The organism is Rhizobium sp. PL01 (genome assembly GCF_033447125.1).
GTDB lineage: Bacteria > Pseudomonadota > Alphaproteobacteria > Rhizobiales > Rhizobiaceae > Pararhizobium.
In genome coordinates this window covers 177,255-194,502 of record NZ_JAWQUM010000006.1, presented here as the reverse complement: position 1 = coordinate 194,502, position 17,248 = coordinate 177,255, and the positions used below count along the sequence as shown (strand labels likewise).

At 59.6% G+C, this 17,248-nt stretch carries 19 protein-coding genes; 10 read left to right on the top strand and 9 right to left on the bottom strand.

What is annotated here, in order from left to right; all coding sequences use genetic code 11:
- Positions 1 to 65: 65 nt before the first annotated feature.
- Positions 66 to 1,022, bottom strand: a complete 957-nt coding sequence (locus R6X40_RS16270) for a LysR family transcriptional regulator (RefSeq protein ID WP_318414835.1) — start codon at positions 1,020 to 1,022, stop codon at positions 66 to 68.
- Positions 1,023 to 1,034: 12 nt separating this feature from the next.
- The gene (locus R6X40_RS16265; protein WP_318414834.1) at positions 1,035 to 2,276 is read right to left on the bottom strand and encodes a Xaa-Pro peptidase family protein; all 1,242 of its coding nucleotides are present in this window, start codon (positions 2,274 to 2,276) and stop codon (positions 1,035 to 1,037) included.
- Positions 2,277 to 2,415: 139 nt separating this feature from the next.
- Between R6X40_RS16265 and R6X40_RS16260 the strand changes: the two genes are divergently transcribed.
- From R6X40_RS16260 to R6X40_RS16245, 4 genes are read left to right on the top strand one after another with little or no spacing between them, the layout of a single operon-like run.
- The gene (locus R6X40_RS16260; RefSeq protein ID WP_318414833.1) at positions 2,416 to 3,603 is read left to right on the top strand and encodes an acyl-CoA dehydrogenase; all 1,188 of its coding nucleotides are present in this window, start codon (positions 2,416 to 2,418) and stop codon (positions 3,601 to 3,603) included.
- 8 nt (positions 3,604 to 3,611) lie between these two features.
- Complete coding sequence (locus R6X40_RS16255; RefSeq protein WP_318414832.1) at positions 3,612 to 4,784, top strand: CaiB/BaiF CoA-transferase family protein; 1,173 nt, start codon at positions 3,612 to 3,614, stop codon at positions 4,782 to 4,784.
- Between the two features lie 57 nt (positions 4,785 to 4,841).
- Positions 4,842 to 5,039 carry a type II toxin-antitoxin system VapB family antitoxin gene (locus R6X40_RS16250; protein WP_318414831.1) on the top strand — a complete coding sequence of 66 codons (198 nt, stop codon included), beginning with the start codon at positions 4,842 to 4,844 and terminating at the stop codon, positions 5,037 to 5,039.
- Between the two features lie 6 nt (positions 5,040 to 5,045).
- Positions 5,046 to 5,420: a type II toxin-antitoxin system VapC family toxin gene (locus R6X40_RS16245; protein ID WP_318414830.1), complete on the top strand. Its 375-nt coding sequence runs from the start codon at positions 5,046 to 5,048 to the stop codon at positions 5,418 to 5,420.
- A 9-nt stretch (positions 5,421 to 5,429) separates the two neighbouring features.
- On the opposite strand, the gene R6X40_RS16240 is transcribed toward R6X40_RS16245, so the two are convergent.
- Together R6X40_RS16240 and R6X40_RS16235 are read right to left on the bottom strand one after the other, a co-directional pair.
- Positions 5,430 to 6,887, bottom strand: a complete 1,458-nt coding sequence (locus R6X40_RS16240; protein WP_318414829.1) for an NAD-dependent succinate-semialdehyde dehydrogenase — start codon at positions 6,885 to 6,887, stop codon at positions 5,430 to 5,432.
- A 151-nt stretch (positions 6,888 to 7,038) separates the two neighbouring features.
- On the bottom strand, positions 7,039 to 8,307 hold the full coding sequence (locus R6X40_RS16235) for a 4-aminobutyrate--2-oxoglutarate transaminase (RefSeq protein ID WP_318414828.1): 1,269 nt from the start codon (positions 8,305 to 8,307) through the stop codon (positions 7,039 to 7,041).
- Between the two features lie 243 nt (positions 8,308 to 8,550).
- Here R6X40_RS16235 and R6X40_RS16230 point away from each other — a divergent pair, with 243 nt between their 5' ends.
- Both R6X40_RS16230 and R6X40_RS16225 read left to right on the top strand, forming a co-directional pair.
- On the top strand, positions 8,551 to 9,378 hold the full coding sequence (locus tag R6X40_RS16230) for a cupin domain-containing protein (protein WP_318414827.1): 828 nt from the start codon (positions 8,551 to 8,553) through the stop codon (positions 9,376 to 9,378).
- 132 nt (positions 9,379 to 9,510) lie between these two features.
- On the top strand, positions 9,511 to 10,290 hold the full coding sequence (locus tag R6X40_RS16225) for an ABC transporter substrate-binding protein (RefSeq protein WP_318414826.1): 780 nt from the start codon (positions 9,511 to 9,513) through the stop codon (positions 10,288 to 10,290).
- 69 nt (positions 10,291 to 10,359) lie between these two features.
- Here the strand turns inward: R6X40_RS16225 and R6X40_RS16220 are convergent, their stop codons facing one another.
- Genes R6X40_RS16220 through R6X40_RS16210 form a run of 3 tightly spaced genes read right to left on the bottom strand, consistent with a single transcriptional unit; the run spans position 10,360 to position 12,051 of the window.
- Positions 10,360 to 10,794, bottom strand: a complete 435-nt coding sequence (locus R6X40_RS16220) for a DUF1801 domain-containing protein (RefSeq protein WP_318414825.1) — start codon at positions 10,792 to 10,794, stop codon at positions 10,360 to 10,362.
- A gap of 46 nt (positions 10,795 to 10,840) precedes the next feature.
- Entirely contained in the window at positions 10,841 to 11,836 is a 996-nt protein-coding gene (locus tag R6X40_RS16215) for an MDR family oxidoreductase (protein WP_318414824.1), read from the bottom strand.
- Between the two features lie 44 nt (positions 11,837 to 11,880).
- The gene (locus R6X40_RS16210) at positions 11,881 to 12,051 is read right to left on the bottom strand and encodes a hypothetical protein (protein ID WP_318414823.1); all 171 of its coding nucleotides are present in this window, start codon (positions 12,049 to 12,051) and stop codon (positions 11,881 to 11,883) included.
- Between the two features lie 165 nt (positions 12,052 to 12,216).
- Here R6X40_RS16210 and R6X40_RS16205 point away from each other — a divergent pair, with 165 nt between their 5' ends.
- On the top strand, positions 12,217 to 12,339 hold the full coding sequence (locus tag R6X40_RS16205; RefSeq protein ID WP_318414822.1) for a hypothetical protein: 123 nt from the start codon (positions 12,217 to 12,219) through the stop codon (positions 12,337 to 12,339).
- Here the strand turns inward: R6X40_RS16205 and R6X40_RS16200 are convergent.
- Positions 12,336 to 13,727 (bottom strand): sensor histidine kinase, encoded by a 1,392-nt coding sequence (locus tag R6X40_RS16200; protein ID WP_318414821.1) that lies wholly within the window; start codon positions 13,725 to 13,727, stop codon positions 12,336 to 12,338. The two genes, R6X40_RS16205 and R6X40_RS16200, sit on opposite strands and share 4 nt — an antisense overlap.
- Positions 13,727 to 14,401 carry a response regulator transcription factor gene (locus tag R6X40_RS16195; protein ID WP_318414820.1) on the bottom strand — a complete coding sequence of 225 codons (675 nt, stop codon included), beginning with the start codon at positions 14,399 to 14,401 and terminating at the stop codon, positions 13,727 to 13,729. Before R6X40_RS16195 ends, R6X40_RS16200 begins: the two co-directional genes overlap by 1 nt.
- A gap of 78 nt (positions 14,402 to 14,479) precedes the next feature.
- Here R6X40_RS16195 and R6X40_RS16190 point away from each other — a divergent pair, with 78 nt between their 5' ends.
- From R6X40_RS16190 to R6X40_RS16180, 3 genes are all read left to right on the top strand, one after another.
- On the top strand, positions 14,480 to 15,547 hold the full coding sequence (locus tag R6X40_RS16190; RefSeq protein ID WP_318414819.1) for an ABC transporter substrate-binding protein: 1,068 nt from the start codon (positions 14,480 to 14,482) through the stop codon (positions 15,545 to 15,547).
- Positions 15,548 to 15,809: 262 nt separating this feature from the next.
- Positions 15,810 to 16,754 (top strand): tripartite tricarboxylate transporter substrate binding protein, encoded by a 945-nt coding sequence (locus R6X40_RS16185; protein ID WP_318414818.1) that lies wholly within the window; start codon positions 15,810 to 15,812, stop codon positions 16,752 to 16,754.
- The gene (locus R6X40_RS16180) at positions 16,751 to 17,242 is read left to right on the top strand and encodes a tripartite tricarboxylate transporter TctB family protein (RefSeq protein WP_318414817.1); all 492 of its coding nucleotides are present in this window, start codon (positions 16,751 to 16,753) and stop codon (positions 17,240 to 17,242) included. The genes R6X40_RS16185 and R6X40_RS16180 overlap by 4 nt, the downstream gene beginning before the upstream one ends.
- Positions 17,243 to 17,248: the final 6 nt, after the last annotated feature.

Sequence of the window (17,248 nt, the reverse complement as noted above, 5' to 3'; positions counted from 1 at the left end):
ATCGCTTAACCGGACCCTAGAGGCCGCCTGCGGAATGTTCCAATTTATAGCCTCGAACCGGACTATCAGCCAGATTGATGCTCTGTACTATGGTCCAGCGGTTTGGTATCCGTGACATGGCGGAGAAAGGCGTCTTCCGCTGGATTAAGGATAGCGTTGGGATTGGAGATGCGGAAGACATCGGTGGTCGGTAAGAGATCATAGGGCGGCAACTGCCAGAGGTCACCTGCTGCAAGGCCCGGTGCCGCCAGATGATCCGGTACCATGCCGATGCCGATATTGGCTGATATCAGCCGCAGCACTTCCTCAACATTGCAGGAGACTGCCCGCACCTGCTGGCCGAAGGAGCCGATGGCGCGCACGGCAGTAATAGCATTCATGTGCTGACCACCGAGAACATCGGCGATGAAGGCGATATAGGGATCACCGCGCAGGTCATTGAGGGCAGCATTCTTCGCACCGAACAACCGGTGACCCCGGCCGCAATAGAGCCCGTATTGCTCTCGGATATGGAAAGCTTTGATCAACGCGTCTGGGATATTGCCGTCGCAGAGGCCGATGGTGGCGATATTGCGCTCGACCGCGCTGATGACGCTGACAGTGGTTTCCACTGTGATGCTGAGCGTTACCTTCGGATGCAGGCGAAAGAAGCTTTCGAGCTTACGGTCCCAGGCTGGATTATGCGCATGGCTGACCGAGTGAATACTGACATGGCCGGTGACGTCGTCACCTGCGGTTTCCAGCGCATTCGGCAGACGCACGACCGCTGCGAAGATATCGCGGCATTGGCGGTGCAGCTTTTCACCGGCTTCCGTCAAATCGAAGCGGCCGGGGCGGCGGTCGATCAGCTTCTGGCCGACGGTCTGCTCCAGCCGCTTGAGCGCCATGCTGACGGCGGGTTGCTGCAACAGCAGCCGGTTGGCCGCCGCTGTGATGCTGCCTTCCTCGACCACGACGACGCAGGTACGCAACAGGTTCCAGTCGAGATTATGGGCGAAACGTTCGAGGCGATTGTCAGGCATGGTAACCCGCGATCAGAGGGAGACGAGACCGGAAGGTAGCCGGTTCATGATCTCGTGGCCATCCGCCGTGATCAGCAGTTGGTTCTCGATGATCATGCCGCCGACGCCATCGACATACCATGGTGTTTCGAACGCGAGCACCATGCCCGTCTCGATGACCACATCGGATTGACCCGACAGGAACGGCCATTCCTCGCTGCCAAGGCCGGCGCCCAACCCGTGGCCGAAATGACCGCGCGTATAGCCGGGGAAACCTGCCCTTGCCATCGCTTCGGTGGTGACGCGGTGCACCTCGCTCATGGGAGTTCCGGGCTTCAATAGGGGTAGGCCTGCATCGTAAGCAATCTGCAAAGCATCGAACAGGCTTGCCTGCAGCGAAGATGGCGTGCCGCAGACGAAGGTGCGGCCGGTATCGGATGTATAGCCGGCAATCAAACAGCCGACATCGACCTTGATCAGATCGCCGCGCTCGACCACGCCGCCCTTGGTCCACGGATTCTGTCCGACGGAAACGTATTCCCAGACCCCGGTGAGGTTGTCGATGTTACGCCGCGCCGCTTCCGCGCGTGCGCCTTTTTCCCAGGCCCCCGCGAGTGCATCGCGGCTGACGCCGATATCGACGGTTTCGCGCAACGTGACGATTCCGGCTTCGGCCAGTTCAACGGCGGTGCGCAGGTATCCAATCTCGGTGGGCGATTTTATCATTTTCAGTCGACGGACGAGATCGGAGGCATCGACGAGCTCGACCTGCGGCAACGCCATAGACAAAAGCCGGAAATCGGTAACGGAAAGACCATCGAACTCGATGCCGATCCGGCCGTCGCTCAGGCCCTTCTCGGCAAGAAGCGCTGCGGCCAACCCGAAACCCATGCTGGCGTCAAAAGTCTCAGGGCGCTGGAAGTCGTGTGAACGCCCCTGTTTTGCCCAGGCGGCTTTTATCAGGTCTTCTGGCGGCTGTGCTTCCATGCCCCGGATATCGCCGGTCTCGACCCAGATCGGATTGATGCGGATATCGGTAATGACGCTGGAGGCGCGGAAGGCTGCTTGGAACAGGTCGGTGACGACGGCTGCTTCTGGAAGTGCCGCATCGGCGGGAACGATGGCCGCTACAGCACCGGCGCGCCGCCACATTGTCGCAACACCGGCAGGTGCACCCGTGGCATAGGTAAAGCTCTCCGGCGAAAGCAGCAGCAGCACATCGATCCCGGCGGCTTCCATCAGTTGCGCCGCGCGTGTCCTGTCGAGGTGAGCCATGCCGTTTTCCAGTCCTGTATCTGCAGCGCGTCGCGTTCTGCCATTCCCGCAGCGCATGAGGCAGTGCCGCATTTTCGTTTGTGTCGCTCTGCCCGGCTTGCCATAACGGATAGAATAAGGAAAGTGACGGGAGGACGACATGGCTGCAAGACAGGAATTTCAGTGGGACGACGCATTTCTGCTGGAGGATCAGCTCTCCGAGGATGAGCGGATGATCCGCGATACGGCCCGCGCCTATGCGCAGGATAAGCTGCAGCCGCGTGTTATCGATGCCTACCGCAACGAGACCACCGATCCTTCGATTTTCCGCGAAATGGGCGAGCTTGGCCTACTCGGCGTCACCGTGCCGGATACCTATGGCGGTGTCGGCGCGTCCTATGTTGCCTATGGTCTGGTTGCCCGCGAAGTCGAGCGTGTCGATAGCGGCTATCGTTCTATGATGAGCGTGCAGTCCTCCCTCGTCATCTACCCGATCCATGCCTATGGTTCGGAGGAACAGCGCCAGAAATATCTGCCGAAGCTGATCAGCGGTGAATGGATCGGTTGCTTCGGCTTGACCGAGCCGGATGCCGGCTCTGATCCGGGTGGGATGAAGACTCGCGCTGTGAAGACCGATGGCGGCTACCGGTTGAGTGGCTCGAAGATGTGGATTTCGAACGCGCCGATCGCCGATGTCTTCGTCGTCTGGGCGAAATCCGAAGCGCATGGCAATGCCATCCGCGGCTTCGTCTTGGAAAAGGGCATGAAGGGTCTTTCTGCACCAAAGATTGGCGGCAAGCTGTCGCTGCGCGCTTCGATCACCGGTGAAATCGTGCTCGACAATGTCGAAGTCGGCGAAGATGCTTTGCTGCCGAATGTCGAGGGCCTGAAGGGTCCGTTCGGTTGCCTTAACCGCGCCCGTTACGGCATTTCCTGGGGCGTGCTTGGCTCGGCGGAATTCTGCTGGCATGCGGCCCGGCAATACGGTCTCGACCGCAAGCAGTTCGGCAAACCGCTGGCGCAGACACAGCTCTTCCAGAAGAAGCTCGCCGACATGCAGACGGAAATCACGCTCGGACTGCAGGCGTCTCTGCGTGTCGGCCAGTTGATGGATGCCGGCCGGATGGCGCCGGAGATGATATCGATCGTCAAGCGCAACAATTGCGGCAAGGCGCTGGATATCGCCCGCGCCGCCCGCGACATGCATGGCGGCAATGGCATTTCCGAGGATTATCAGGTGATGCGTCATATGGTGAACCTGGAAACGGTCAACACTTATGAAGGTACCCATGACGTGCACGCCCTGATCCTCGGCCGCGCCCAGACCGGGCTGCAGGCCTTCTTCTGAGCGCCGGGATGGAAACGCCGCTGAAGGGGCTGAAGGTTCTCGAGCTCGCCCGCATCCTTGCAGGCCCATGGATCGGCCAGACCTTGGCCGATCTTGGCGCCGATGTGATCAAGGTGGAAAGTCCGGCGGGCGACGATACCCGCACCTGGGGTCCTCCGTTTATCGAGAGCGAGACCGGCGGCCATTTGGACGCCGCCTATTTCCACGCCTGCAACCGGGGAAAACGCTCCGTCATTCTCGATTTCACCACCGAAGAAGGCCAGGAAGCAGTGCGCCGTCTGGCGGCGCAGTCGGACGTGCTTCTGGAAAACTTCAAGGTTGGCGGGTTGGCGAAATACGGGCTCGATTACGAGAGCCTGAGGAAGATCAATCCACGGCTGATCTATTGTTCGGTTACTGGCTTTGGTCAGGACGGGCCTTATGCCCATCGCGCCGGCTACGACTATATCATCCAGGGTATGAGCGGCATCATGGACCTGACGGGCGATCCGGCAGGCGAGCCGCAGAAGATCGGTGTTGCCTTCGCCGATATTTTCACCGGACTTTACGGCGTTATCGCCATTCAGGCCGCGCTGCACATGCGCGAACGCACCGGCGTCGGCCAGCAGGTTGATATGGCTTTGTTCGACAGCATGACCGGGGTACTTGCCAATCAGGCGCTGAATTTCCTTGTGTCGGGCAAGTCACCGCGCCGCCTCGGCAATGCGCATCCGAATATCGCGCCTTATCAGGTGTTTCCGGTCTCCGATGGCCATCTGATCGTTGCCGTCGGTAATGACCGCCAGTTCGTCAAGTTCTGCACACTGCTTGGCCTCGACACTCTGGCGACCGATCCCCGTTATCTGAGCAATGCGGGTCGGGTGAAACACCGTGACACGCTGACGCCGGAACTGACGGCACGGACAGTGAATTTCGACCGGGATACGCTGCTTGCAATGCTGGAAGCAGCCGGCGTGCCGGGCGGGCCGATAAACACGGTCGCCGATGTGTTCGCAGATCCGCAGATCATTCACCGTGGCATGCGGGTCGATACGCCCCATACGGGATCGGCGTCTGGAACAGCGCCGGGCGTACGTACGCCCATTCAGTTTTCCGATGCTGAACTGGCCGTTGAGCGCGGTGCGCCGAGACTTGGCGAGCATACGCATGAGGTGCTGGCAGAGATCGGGATGAAGTCGTAGGCATTGATAAGAGCATCAATCGATGATATATTTGATGCGCATATCGGGAGTTAAGTGATGCGCACGACGATCGTTCTTGATGATGAATTGATGGCCAAGGCCGAAGCTTATACGGGACTGACTGAAAAATCAGCGATTGTGCGAGAGGCTTTGAAAGCTTTGGTTCAAAGGGAAGCTGCGAGGCGGCTTGCGCTGTTGGGGGGCTCTCAGCCAGACCTTGAGGACGTGCCGCGCCGCCGGTCTACGATTGAGTAATCCCGCGTGATCCTTGCCGATACGTCTGTTTGGATAAACCACGTCCGCTTTGGCGAACCGGAGTTATCGAGGCTTTTAATTGCTGAGCAAATTCTGGTTCATCCGTTCGTTGTTGGCGAACTGGTAGTTGGAAATTTGAAGAATCGCGCAACCTTTATCGAGCAGCTGCGTGACATGCCGCAAAGCGTCGTTGCAATGGATGATGAAGTGCTGCGCTTGATTGAGGGCCGTGGTCTTTTTGGGCGTGGCATCGGTTATGTCGATGCTCACCTTCTGGCATCGATTTCTCTCATGCCCGGCACATTAATTTGGACCCGGGATAAAAGATTGCATGCCATCGCTGAAGTCATGGGGCATGCGTTTCAGCAACCCAGCCACTAATTCGTCTTCTCAGATATTCCCCATGCAGAGATATTTCATCTCCAGATAATCCTCGGCGCCGTGGCGGGAGCCTTCGCGGCCGATGCCGGATTGTTTGAGGCCGCCGAAGGGGGCGGCTTCGGAGGACATGCGGCCGGTGTTGATGCCGATCATGCCGTATTCCAGCGCTTCGGCGACGCGCCAGACCTTTTTCAGTTCGGTTGCGTAGAAATAGGCGGCAAGGCCGTAGATCGTATCATTGGCCTGCAAGATCACGTCTTCCATCGTCTCGAAGCGGATGATCGGGGCGACCGGGCCGAAGGTCTCGTCACAGGCGACCAGCATACCCTTGCTAACATTCGACAGCACGGTCGGCTCAAAGAAGGCGCTGGACACACGCTTGCCGCCGCAAAGGAGCATCGCACCCTTTTCGATCGCGTCGTTGACGTGGGTTTCGACCTTCTCGATTGCCCGGCTATCGATCAGCGGGCCTATGGTCACGCCGGGGGAAAAACCGTCTCCCACCGTGAGTTTTGCCACTTCTGCAGCCAGTTTCGCGGCGAATTCGTCGTGAACATGATTCTGGACATAGATGCGGTTGGCCGAGGTACAGGTCTGGCCGGCATTACGGAATTTTGCCTGGATGGCGCCATCGACGGCGGCGTCGATATCGGCATCGTCAAAGACGATGAACGGCGCGCTACCGCCGAGTTCGAGGCTGACCTTTTTGATCTGATCGGAGCATTGGCGCATCAGGATGCGGCCGACTTCGGTGGAGCCGGTGAAGCTGATTTTCCGGACTCTGGAATTGGTGCAGAGCTCGCGGCCGATGGCGTCGCCTTCTGACGCCAGAACGAGATTGAAGACACCCTTGGGAAAGCCTGCCCGAATGGCCAGCGCGTGCATGGCCAAAGCCACCAGCGGCGTCTGTTCAGCTGGTTTCAGAATAATGGTGCAGCCGACTGCCAAAGCCGGCGCAATTTTTCGCGCCACCATCGATGCCGGGAAGTTCCAGGGGGTGATCGTGCCGACGACCCCGACCGGCTGCTTGATCACCATCATGCGACGGTCCGTCGAAGGGGCCGGGATGGTCTCGCCGTAGACGCGCTTTGCTTCCTCGGCATACCACTCGATGTAAGCGGCCGCATGCTGCACTTCGGAGCGGGCTTCGTTAAGCGGCTTGCCCATTTCCGCAGTCAGGATTGCAGCGAGATCGTCGATATGGGCAATGACCAGATCGTGCCAGCGGCGCAGGATCGTGCTGCGATCGCCGGCCGGACGTTCAGCCCACGGAAATTGCGCCGCATAGGCATCGTCGATCGCGGTGCGGGTTTCCACGACCCCCATATCCGGCAGGGTAGCGAGCAGCGCGCCGTTCGACGGATTATGGACGTCGAAGGTCTTTGCCGATGGTGCGCCCGGCGTATTCACCAGCCCGAGCAGATGCGGATCCTTGACATGGGCAAGCAGCGTCTCGGTAAAGATCATCGGAGATCCTTTCTGGCGGTCGCGCGCAGGCGGCGCGAGGCGGCATATTTTCGTCGCGGGGACAATGCCGATAGCCGATTAGGGCGGCTGGGTCCATCGGCCAACAAAGTGCTGCTGCCCGATGGTTATTTCAGAATGCGGGCGCCTGAAATCAGGCGCGCGCTTCGAGGATCGAAGCTTCCAGAATGTCCATCGCTTCGGCGAAGACGTTGTCCTGGATCGTGATCGGGGCGAGGAAGCGGATGACGTTGCCGTGCACGCCGCAAGTGAGCAGGATCAGGCCCTTTTCTAGTGCGATCAGACGCACCTTGTTGGCGAAATCGGCGCTCGGCAGGTTGGTCTTCACGTCGTTGAACTCAACCGCGTTCATGAAGCCCGGGCCGCGGATATCGACGATTTCAGGTACCTGTTCGGCGATGGCGGCGAGGCGCTGTTTCAAGCGGCCGCCCAGCTGTTCAGCACGTTCGCACAGCTTCTCGTCTTCGATGATGTCCAGAACGGCATGGGCGGCGGCAACGCCAATCGGGTTGCCGGCATAAGTGCCGCCGAGGCCCCCGGGGCCTGGAGCATCCATGATCTCGGCGCGACCGGTCACGGCTGCGATCGGGAAGCCACCGCCAAGACCCTTGGCCATCGTCACGAGGTCTGCGGCAACGCCGTGATGTTCCATGGCAAAGAGCTTGCCGGTACGGGCAAAGCCGGTCTGCACTTCGTCGGCGATCAAGAGGATGCCGTGCTGGTCGCAGATGTCGCGGATCGCTTTGATGAAAGAGGTCGGTACCGGATAGAAGCCGCCTTCGCCCTGCACGGGTTCGATGATGATGGCGGCAACGCGGTTCGGATCGACGTCGGCGGCAAATAGGCGCTTCAGAGCAGCCAGCGACTGGTCGGCGGAAACGCCCTGCAGCTCGACTGGGAACGGCACGTGGAAGACGTCGGCCGGCATGGCGCCGAAACCGACCTTGTAAGGCACGACCTTGCCGGTCAGTGCCATGCCCATGAAGGTGCGGCCGTGGAAGCTGCCGCCGAAGGCAACGATTGCCTGGCGGCCGGTCGCGGCGCGGGCGATCTTCACGGCATTTTCGACCGCTTCTGCGCCCGTGGTGACGAAAATTGTCTTCTTTGCGAAGTCACCCGGCAGAATGGCATTTAGCCGTTCGGCAAGCTCGACATAGTTTTCATAAGGCACGACCTGATGGCAGGTGTGAGTGAAGCGGTCGAGCTGCTTCTTGACGGCCTCGATGACGCGCGGATGGCGGTGGCCGGTGTTGACGACGGCGATACCGGCGGCGAAATCGATATAACGATTGCCTTCCTTGTCCCAGATCTCGGAATTCTCGGCACGATCCGCATAAATCTGCGTGGTCATGCCGACACCGCGGGAAATGGCTGCGTTCTTGCGATCGGTCAAACTGGTCACGGGTATCATCCTGATGTTGCGTGGAGCATTTTCGGTTGCAGATTTTCCGGAAATCCTATATTTTTTCTGTAGGTTTGCAAATCAAATTTTGTGATTTGAGAAGCAGCGCCGGGAATGGATTTCTTGTCTGCGGCACATTCTCGCGTGGATTCTCACCGCCGCGCCGGTTGTCCTCGTGGACACGCTGCGCGGCACGGCTGAAGCAGCGACAATGGATGGCTTGAAGATGTCACAGGACGGCTTATGAGTGATGCCATGAAAATACGCTATAAGGTCGCGGAAGCCGCACGGCTTGCCGGTGTTTCCGCATCGACCTTACGTCTGTGGGAAGCGCAAGGTCTTGTCGTGCCGGACCGCTCAGTCACGGGTCACCGCCAATATAGCGAAGGCGATGTTGCACAGTTGAAGCGGATCTCGTGGTTTCGCGCCGAGCGCGGGCTCAATCCGGCAGCGATCCGCGAGGCGCTGGAACTGGAGGCGGGCGAAGTCGACGATGCCGGCCAGCCTTCTTACGGCGACGCCGCGCCGCAGTCGCAGGTCGGGCGAAAGCTCAGGAGCCTGCGTCATGCAGCCGGCAGGACGCTGGAACAAGTGGCCGGCGATATCGGTATCGCAGCATCGGTTCTTTCGACGCTGGAGCGAACCTCGCAGGGTGTTTCGGTCGCTGTCCTGCATAATCTTGCCGAGTATTTCGCAACGACGGTCTCCAGTCTTTCCGGGGAAGACGAGCCGGACGTGCGTGCCTTGGTCCGGGCCGGTGAATGGCGGGCATGGCCGCGCACGACGCCGGGGGTTACGGTGCAGTTGCTTGCCGAGGGCCGCAACCAGATGGATTGCCATCGCTTCGTGCTCGAACCGGGGGCCTCAAGCGAAGGGGCCTACAAGCATGAAGGCGAGGAGTTCGTCTATGTGCTTTCCGGCCGGGTGGAATTCATTCTGGATTCCGAGCAGTTTCACGATCTGAGTCCCGGTGATTCCCTCTATTTCGATAGCCGCCGACGCCATGCCTGGTCGAACCGGCATGATGGCGAGACGGTGCTTTTGTGGATCAACACGCCGCCGACATTCTGACGGTTTTTCTCTTTATTGCGATCAAACGAATTTATACTGGCTATTGCCTCTATCTATTTCGTTTATGTCGGCTTCAGGCATAGAGTTCCCGTCAAGCACCGGCAAACGGTGCACAACAAGGGGAACTAACGCATGAGAAAACAGATCATTGCACTGGTGCTTGCCTGCGCTGCCGCCCTTTCCATTTCGTCCGCAGACGCCGCCGAGAAATTGAAGATCGGCACGGAAGGCGCTTATCCGCCGTTCAACTTCATCGATACCGCGGGCAAGATAGGCGGCTTTGACGTCGATATCGGTCTTGCACTCTGCGCCAAGATGCAGGTCGAATGCGAAGTCGTGGCGCAGGATTGGGATGGGATCATTCCCGGGCTGATCGCCAAAAAATACGACATGATTATCGCCTCGATGTTCATCACGCCGGAGCGCAAAAAGGAAGTATCCTTCAGTGATCCCTACTATCTCGCGGCCATGACCCACGTGGCGAAGAAAGGGGCCGGCATCACCGAATTCACCAACGAGGCGATGAAGGGCAAGGTGATCGGCGCGCAATCCGGCACCACCCAGGCCGACTTCATCGCGGCAACCTATCCGGATGCCGAGATCAAGCTTTATCCCACACAGGACGAAACCAATCTGGATATGGCCAATGGCCGCCTCGACATGCAGGTTGGCGATATGCTGCCAATGCTCAATTGGGTCACCAAAAGCGAAGATGGCAAATGCTGCGAACTGATCGGAACCCCGATCACCGATCCCAAATTCGTCGGTGAAGGTGTGGGCATCGCTGTGCGCCAGGCCGACAACGACCTGCGCGAAAAGCTCAACAAGGCACTTGCCGACATTCGTGCTGACGGCACCTATAAGACCATCAACGACAAGTATTTCACCATCGACCTCTACACGATGAAGTAAGGCCCGGTATCCGGGCTCGCGGGAGACAACCGGCATGATCGCGCACTGCAACGTAGTTGGCGAAAGCGGTCATGCCAGTCGAATTTTCTGCGCCGCCTTCTGCCGATGGTAGGTCAGTGCCGCGCGCAGGCAGAGCGCCAGCGGTTCCCGCGGAAAATCGTCTGTTGCGGGGATGATCAGCGCGCGGTTGCCCTCAAAGGTAAAATCATTGGCGAAAAGCGTACGGAAGGTATCTATCAGCGTGGTCTGGCAGTTGACGAATACTGCGCATTGATCAGGTGCCGACTTGGATACGCCCAGCCGGATGGTCGTTCCGCTTTTGCTGGTTTCGGTCAGATAGGCCGGCTCGCCCCATTTGAGCGTTTCAGTCAGCGGGCCGACGCCTTCGGTTTCGGCTGCTACAGCAAAGACGAGATCCCGAACCTCCAGCAACTGTAGTCTGACAGGCTCGGGATATCGTCCAAGCGCTTCCGCGATCGCTGCGGGTACCGGCAGGTTTGTCATGATGCCCTCCTGATTGGCGGCGGACCCAGCTCTGGATGGAATTAGCCTATTTCGCGACGTCGATGACCACGCGGCCGCGGATTTTTCCAGCGACGATGTCGTCTGCCAGTTGCGCAAGGTTCGACAGCGGCTCGACCGTTGTCATTGCTGCCAGCCGCTGACGATCAAGGCTTTCAGCCAGAATGGTCCAAGCCCTGTCGCGGTCGGCATGCGGCGCTGTGACCGAATTGATGCCAAGCAGTGCCACTCCGCGCAGGATATGCGGCATCACGGTTGCCGGCAGGTCTGCACCGCCAGCCAAGCCGCAAGCGGCGACAGCGCAGCTCTGGACCGTCTGTGCCATAACGTTGGCAAGCGTTGTGGAGCCGACGGAATCGATGGCACCTGCCCAGCGCTCTTTTTGCAGCGCGCCGCCCTTTTCCGCCAGTTCGGCCCGGTCGACAAAACCTCTCGCCCCAAGCGCTGACAGGTATTCGTGCGTTTCCGGGCGTCCCGTCGATGCCGTCACTCTGTAGCCGCGGTTGGCAAGCAGCGCGATTGCCATCGAGCCGACGCCGCCGGCGGCACCGGTGACAAGGATTTCGCGCTTGTCTGTCTTGATCTTGCCCCAAGCCTCCAGCGCTTCGATCGCCAGTGCCGCCGTATATCCGGCGGTGCCGATCGCCATGCTTTCTTCTAGCGTGAAGGCGTCGGGCAGCCGCGTCAGCCATTCGGATTTCAGGCGCTGGAACCGGGTGTAGCCGCCCCATTCGGTTTCCGACATGCCCCAGCCGTTGACGACGACCTTGTCGCCCGGCTTCCAATCCGGATTGCGGCTATCGATGACAATGCCGGAAAGATCGACGCCGGCAACCATCGGAAGGCGGCGGGCGATGCGGCCCTTGCCGGAAACGGCAAGGCCATCCTTGTAGTTGAGCGTCGAAAACATCACTTCGACCAGTACATCATGATCCGGAAGATCGGTAAGCGTCAGATCGCGAAAGCCCGCCACGGGTTTGCCGTCGCGCTCGTCGATCACAAGTGCCCTGAAATGTTCCGTCATGGTTCTCTCCCGTCTGCTTTGGTGCAGCATGGCATGGCGGAGAATCAAAAGCCATTTCGACCAAAGGCGCGAAAAAGCACGCTACTGTCCACAGGCGGCACGCGAAAATACTTCTTTCGGGACTTCAAAATTGCGCGAAGAAAAATGATGATGGTGTCGTTTTGAAAATCAGAAACAAGCCATTGATTGTGCTTTAAAATATCGAAGATAAGCATAACCGTATATCGCCGTGATTTACTTATAATATTGCGTATTTCGCATGGATAAATTCCGTAATTTTCTGCCATGCTTGCCGCGCATGGTAGATTTGCTTTTCTGCCTCTGGCGAAATACCTTTCGAGCTGCTACATGAGGCTCGCAACAATCCTATGGAGCTTATCATGTTTTCGCAGCGCAAGCTGTCGAGCCCGTCTGATCGCGGTTTTGTCCAGATGATCTGGAACGCGATCCTTCTCGTTCAGACCCGTGAAACGACCTCGTTTATGACAGGTCGCAACCGCTAGGTAGAAACCGCGGCCGGGAATGTTACAGAGGCTTTCAGCCCTTTGCCCTCCGGCCCTTCTCCCAGCGCAAGATGTCCGCCAAACAGTCCGGCGATTTCTTCGACGATCGGAAGTCCTAACCCCATCCCCGGTGCTTGCCCGCGTCCACCGCGCGCAAAACGCTGGCGCACGACCTGCCGGTTCTCCGGCGGGATGCCCGGGCCGTTGTCTTCCACGTCGAGTCGGACTCCGTTTGTTTCCGTTTCGACCCGGACGGTGACTTCTGCTCCCTTGCCGGCGTAGGCAATAGCGTTTTCGATCAGGTTGCGCAGCAACTCGCCGATCAACAGTGGTTCCGCCCGGATCAGCGCTTTGCCTTCGCCCTCGAAGCCAAGATCAATACCGGCCTCGCCGGCGCCGGGTACGCGGTCGCCGGTAATCTGCTGCGCCAGCGCAACGAGGTCGATGATCTCAAGCGGTTTCGGCTCTGCCGAACCGGCAGCGTCGATCTTTGCCATCAACAGCAGTTGCGCCAGAATGCGTTCGGCATGGGCGACGGCCTCGTCACCCTTGCGTGCCGCGGCCTGTGCTTCCTCCAGTGTCGTTGCGCGGGCCGACAGGGCCAGCTGGGTGCGAATGATCGCCAGCGGCGTGCGCAGCTGATGGCTGGCATTGCCGGAAAAATGTCTGAGCGCATCCAGTGCCGATTGCAGCCGCACCATGAAAGAATTGACCGTTTCGACCAGCCCCTCGACTTCGCTCGGCACCGATTGATCGATCGGATGCAGATCGTCGGGGCTGCGCTCGGCAATGGCATCGCCGAGCCGGTAAAGCGGCCTCAATGAAAAGGTCACCGCGATCCAGACAATGACGGCCGCCCCAAGGATCATCATCAGTAGCCGGAATGCCGACCGCAAGAGGATCGCCTGCGTCAATTGCCGCCGGGCAATCGTCGTTTCCGCAACGGTGACGACGAAAGGGACCGAATTGATGCCGGTCGATGCGGATCGCTCCAGGGCTGCGACCCGGATCGGTTCGCCACGAAACTGCGCATCGGTATAGACAGCCGACTGGCCATTGAGATTGGCAACCGAGGGCAGGTTCTGGTAGCCGGTGATGAATTGGCCGGGTGGGCCGTCGACCCGGTAGAAAACGCGGTCCTGCGCTGCCGAGGTCAGCATTTCCAAAGCCACATAGGGGATGTCGACCTCAAGCGAACCGTCTTCGGCGACCACAACACGTTCGGCAATGGCCAGCGCCGAGCCTGCAAGGACCCGGTCGGAGACGATATTCGCCGTTTTTACCGCTTCACGATAGGTGTCGATCAGCGCCAGCGCCCCGATGACGACGGTCGAGATCAACAGCCAGGCCAGCAATCCCCGGCGCAGGGAATAGGCACGCCGTGCCATCAGGCGTCCGCCATCTTATCGAGATAGTAGCCGATGCCGCGCGCGGTACGCACTGTCAGCCCGTGCGGCGCTAAGCGCTTGCGCAACCGGCTGACATATTGCTCGATGGCATTGGCGCTGAGATCGTCATCGAAGGCCGTCAGGGACTGGATGATCGCTTCCTTGGCGACCACCTTGCCGGCGCGCATGAACAGGATTTCGAGCAGGCCGAGTTCTCTCGCTGGAATATCGACGGTGATGCCATCGGCGGAAAAGGTGCGCGAATTGAGGTCGAACGAGATTTTGCCGTAGCTGACGAGTGATGAGCGCAAACCCGCCTGACGGCGCAGGAGGACGCGGACACGCGCCTCGAATTCGCTGATGTCGAACGGCTTGATCATGTAATCGTCGGCGCCGAGATCAAGCCCCTTGATCTTTTCTTCTTGCGTGCCGCGCGCCGTCAGGATCAGTACCGCGGCCTTGTTCTGCCGCGCCCGCATCGAGCGCAGCACGTCGAGGCCGTCCATTTCCGGCAGGTTGAGATCAAGAATGACGAGATCGAAGGTTTCTGTGGCGGTGACGGCATCGGCCGAGGCGCCGTCATGCACCACATCGACGGCATAGCCGCTGCCGCGCAGGATCGCGACAAGTCCTTCCGAAAGCGCCGTATTGTCCTCGACCAGTAGTATTCGCAAATCCGCTGTCTCCCTGATGCCACTGTATCCGGCGTGCTGGCGCTTGTGAACGGGCGGAGGCTGCGGCAATATCGTTTTATGCGTTTCCTCCCCCTACTCTGTCTTCTGTGTGGATTTTCGATGCCGGCCGCCGCCCAGCCAACGCTGTTTCCGGCGCGTTCGGGCGATGCGGCGGCACCGACCGTCATTGTCTATTCCTCGCTCGACGAACCCCTGGCGCGGCCGATGATCATTGGCTTCCAGACCGCCAATCCGGACGTGGCCGTGCGCTATGAGGACATGCTGACCGGGGAGATCTACGACCGGATCGTCAAGGAGACCGACGCCGGTCTAAAGACCGCGGATTTCGCCTTTTCCTCGGCGATGGACCTGCAGGTGAAGCTCAGCAATGATGGCTACGCCCAGCGCAGCGACATGCCAATGAGCGGCCGCTGGCCGGCTTGGGCCAACTGGCGCAACACGGCCTATGCGTTGACCTTCGAGCCGGCGGTTTTCGTCTATCACAAGCCGAGCTTCACCAAGGAAAAACCACCTTCGACGCGGGCGGAGTTCGTCGATTATCTGAAGCGTCAGGGCAGCGCCGTGTTCGGCAAGATCGGCACCTACGATATCGAGCGTTCCGGCGTCGGCTTCCTCTTCATGGCCCGCGATCAGGAGCAGTTCGGCGATATCTGGTCGGTGATCCAGGCCATGGGGGCTGCCGGGGTCAAGCTTTATTCCACCAGCTCGGCAATCCTTGAGCGCGTCTCCGACGGCCGCTTCGTGCTCGGTTACAACATTCTCGGTTCCTATGCTGCCGATTGGGCCTCGCGGCATCCGGATGTCGGTATCGTTCTGCCACGGGACTACACCGTCGTCATGTCGCGCATCGGTCTGGTGCCGCAGGCGGCGGCAACGCCGGATCTTGGCCGGCGGTACCTGGAATTCTTTATGTCGAAGGAGGGCCAGACGATCATGGCACGCGAATTGCAAATCCCCGCCGTCAGCCCGGATGTGGCAGGGGTGAACACCGCCAACACGATGCGCGAGATGCTCGGTGGCCAGTTAAAGCCGGTTCCGGTCAGCCCGGGCCTGATGGTGTATCTCGATCAAGTCAAGCGGGCGCGGCTGATTGCCCGCTGGAATGAAGTTTTACGGCTCCAGTAGACGAAAACCGAAAATTAAGGGACATTAACGCGGCAAGGTTCCGCCCGATGTCAGGTAAATGACAGCTTCATATGGTGCCTTGCAGTTCTTCATTATCCGTGGAGGCGGATGATCGAGGCGTATGGGAGGAGTTTCACCAGACCCGGCGTAACGGCGAGCCTAAAAGGCCGTCGCTGCTGATTCGCTCGTGAGCCATCCCCGTCCGCAAAGATGAACAATGTGCGCGCCATATGAACGAGCGCGCCTGACGGAGGACTACCCTTTGAAACAGTTTTTTCTGGCATCCATTCTCGCTGGCGCTCTTGCCCTGCCGGCAGTTGCCGCTGACTACACCATCATCGCACCGGCCAATCCGGGCGGCGGCTGGGACCAGACGGCCCGCTCGATTCAGACCGTGATGCAGCAGGAAGGCATTTCCGGCAACGTTCAGGTTCAGAACGTACCTGGCGCCGGCGGCACGATCGGCCTCGCACAGTTCGCCAGCCAGTCGGCCGGCAACGCAAACGCCCTGATCGTCGGCGGTTACGTCATGGTCGGCGCCATCCTCACCAACAAGTCGCCGGTATCGCTCAACGACGTTACCCCGATCGCGCGCCTGACCGGCGAATATGAAGCGATCGTCGTTCCGGCGGATTCGCCGCTGAAGTCGATGGGTGATCTCGTCGAAGCGCTGAAGAAAGATCCGGGCGCAGTATCCTGGGGCGGCGGCTCGGCTGGCGGTACGGACCATATCGCTGTTGGCCTGATTGCCAAGGCAGCCGGCGTTGACCCGACCAAGATCAACTACATCGCGTTCTCCGGCGGTGGCGAAGCTCTTGCAGCTATCCTCGGAAGCCAGGTGACGGCTGGTATTTCCGGCTACGGCGAATTCGAATCGCAGATCAAGTCCGGCACGCTTCGCCTGCTGGCCATGTCGAGCGCCGAGCGTATTGCTGGTATCGATGCTCCGACGCTCAAGGAAGGTGGCCTCGACGTCGTCGTTGAGAACTGGCGCATGATTGCTGCTGCTCCCGGCCTGACTGATGAGCAGAAGGCCGCTGTTTCTGCCGATATCGAAAAGCTCGCCAAGTCGGCCAGCTGGCAGGAAACACTGAAGACCAAGGGCTGGACGGATACGTATCTCGCCGGTGACGCGTTCAAGGCGCAGCTTGCCAAGGACGTATCGGCAACCGAAACTGTCCTCAAGGACATTGGTCTGGTTCAATGAGCAAGGGTAACACCCCTTCGACGCAGACACGCCGCCCTGATAGGGCGGCGCTTGTCATCGCCGTCTTTCTGGCAGCGCTCGCCGGCCTGATCTTCTGGGATACGTCGCGGCTTGCCAAGATCACCAGCTATTCCGGTATCGGCCCGGCGACCATTCCCTTCGTGATTGCCAGCGTTCTCTTGCTCCTGGCTGCCTGGACGGTGTTCGAGGCCGTGCGCGGAGAGTTTCCGGCACGGGAGCGTCAGGAATTCGGCCCGGTAATCTGGATTATCGGCGGCCTCGCCGCACAGATGCTGACGCTGAAGCCACTGGGTTTCTCCATCGCCACCGGCCTCCTGTTTGCTGCGACTGCAGCTGGGTTCGGAAAGCGGAAGTTGTGGTTCACGATCCCGATCGGCGTCGTGCTCTGTCTTGGCGTCTGGCTGGTTTTTGCCGGGTTGCTGCAGCTCTCGTTGCCTGCCGGTCCGCTCGAACACCTGTTTTGGTAAGGCACT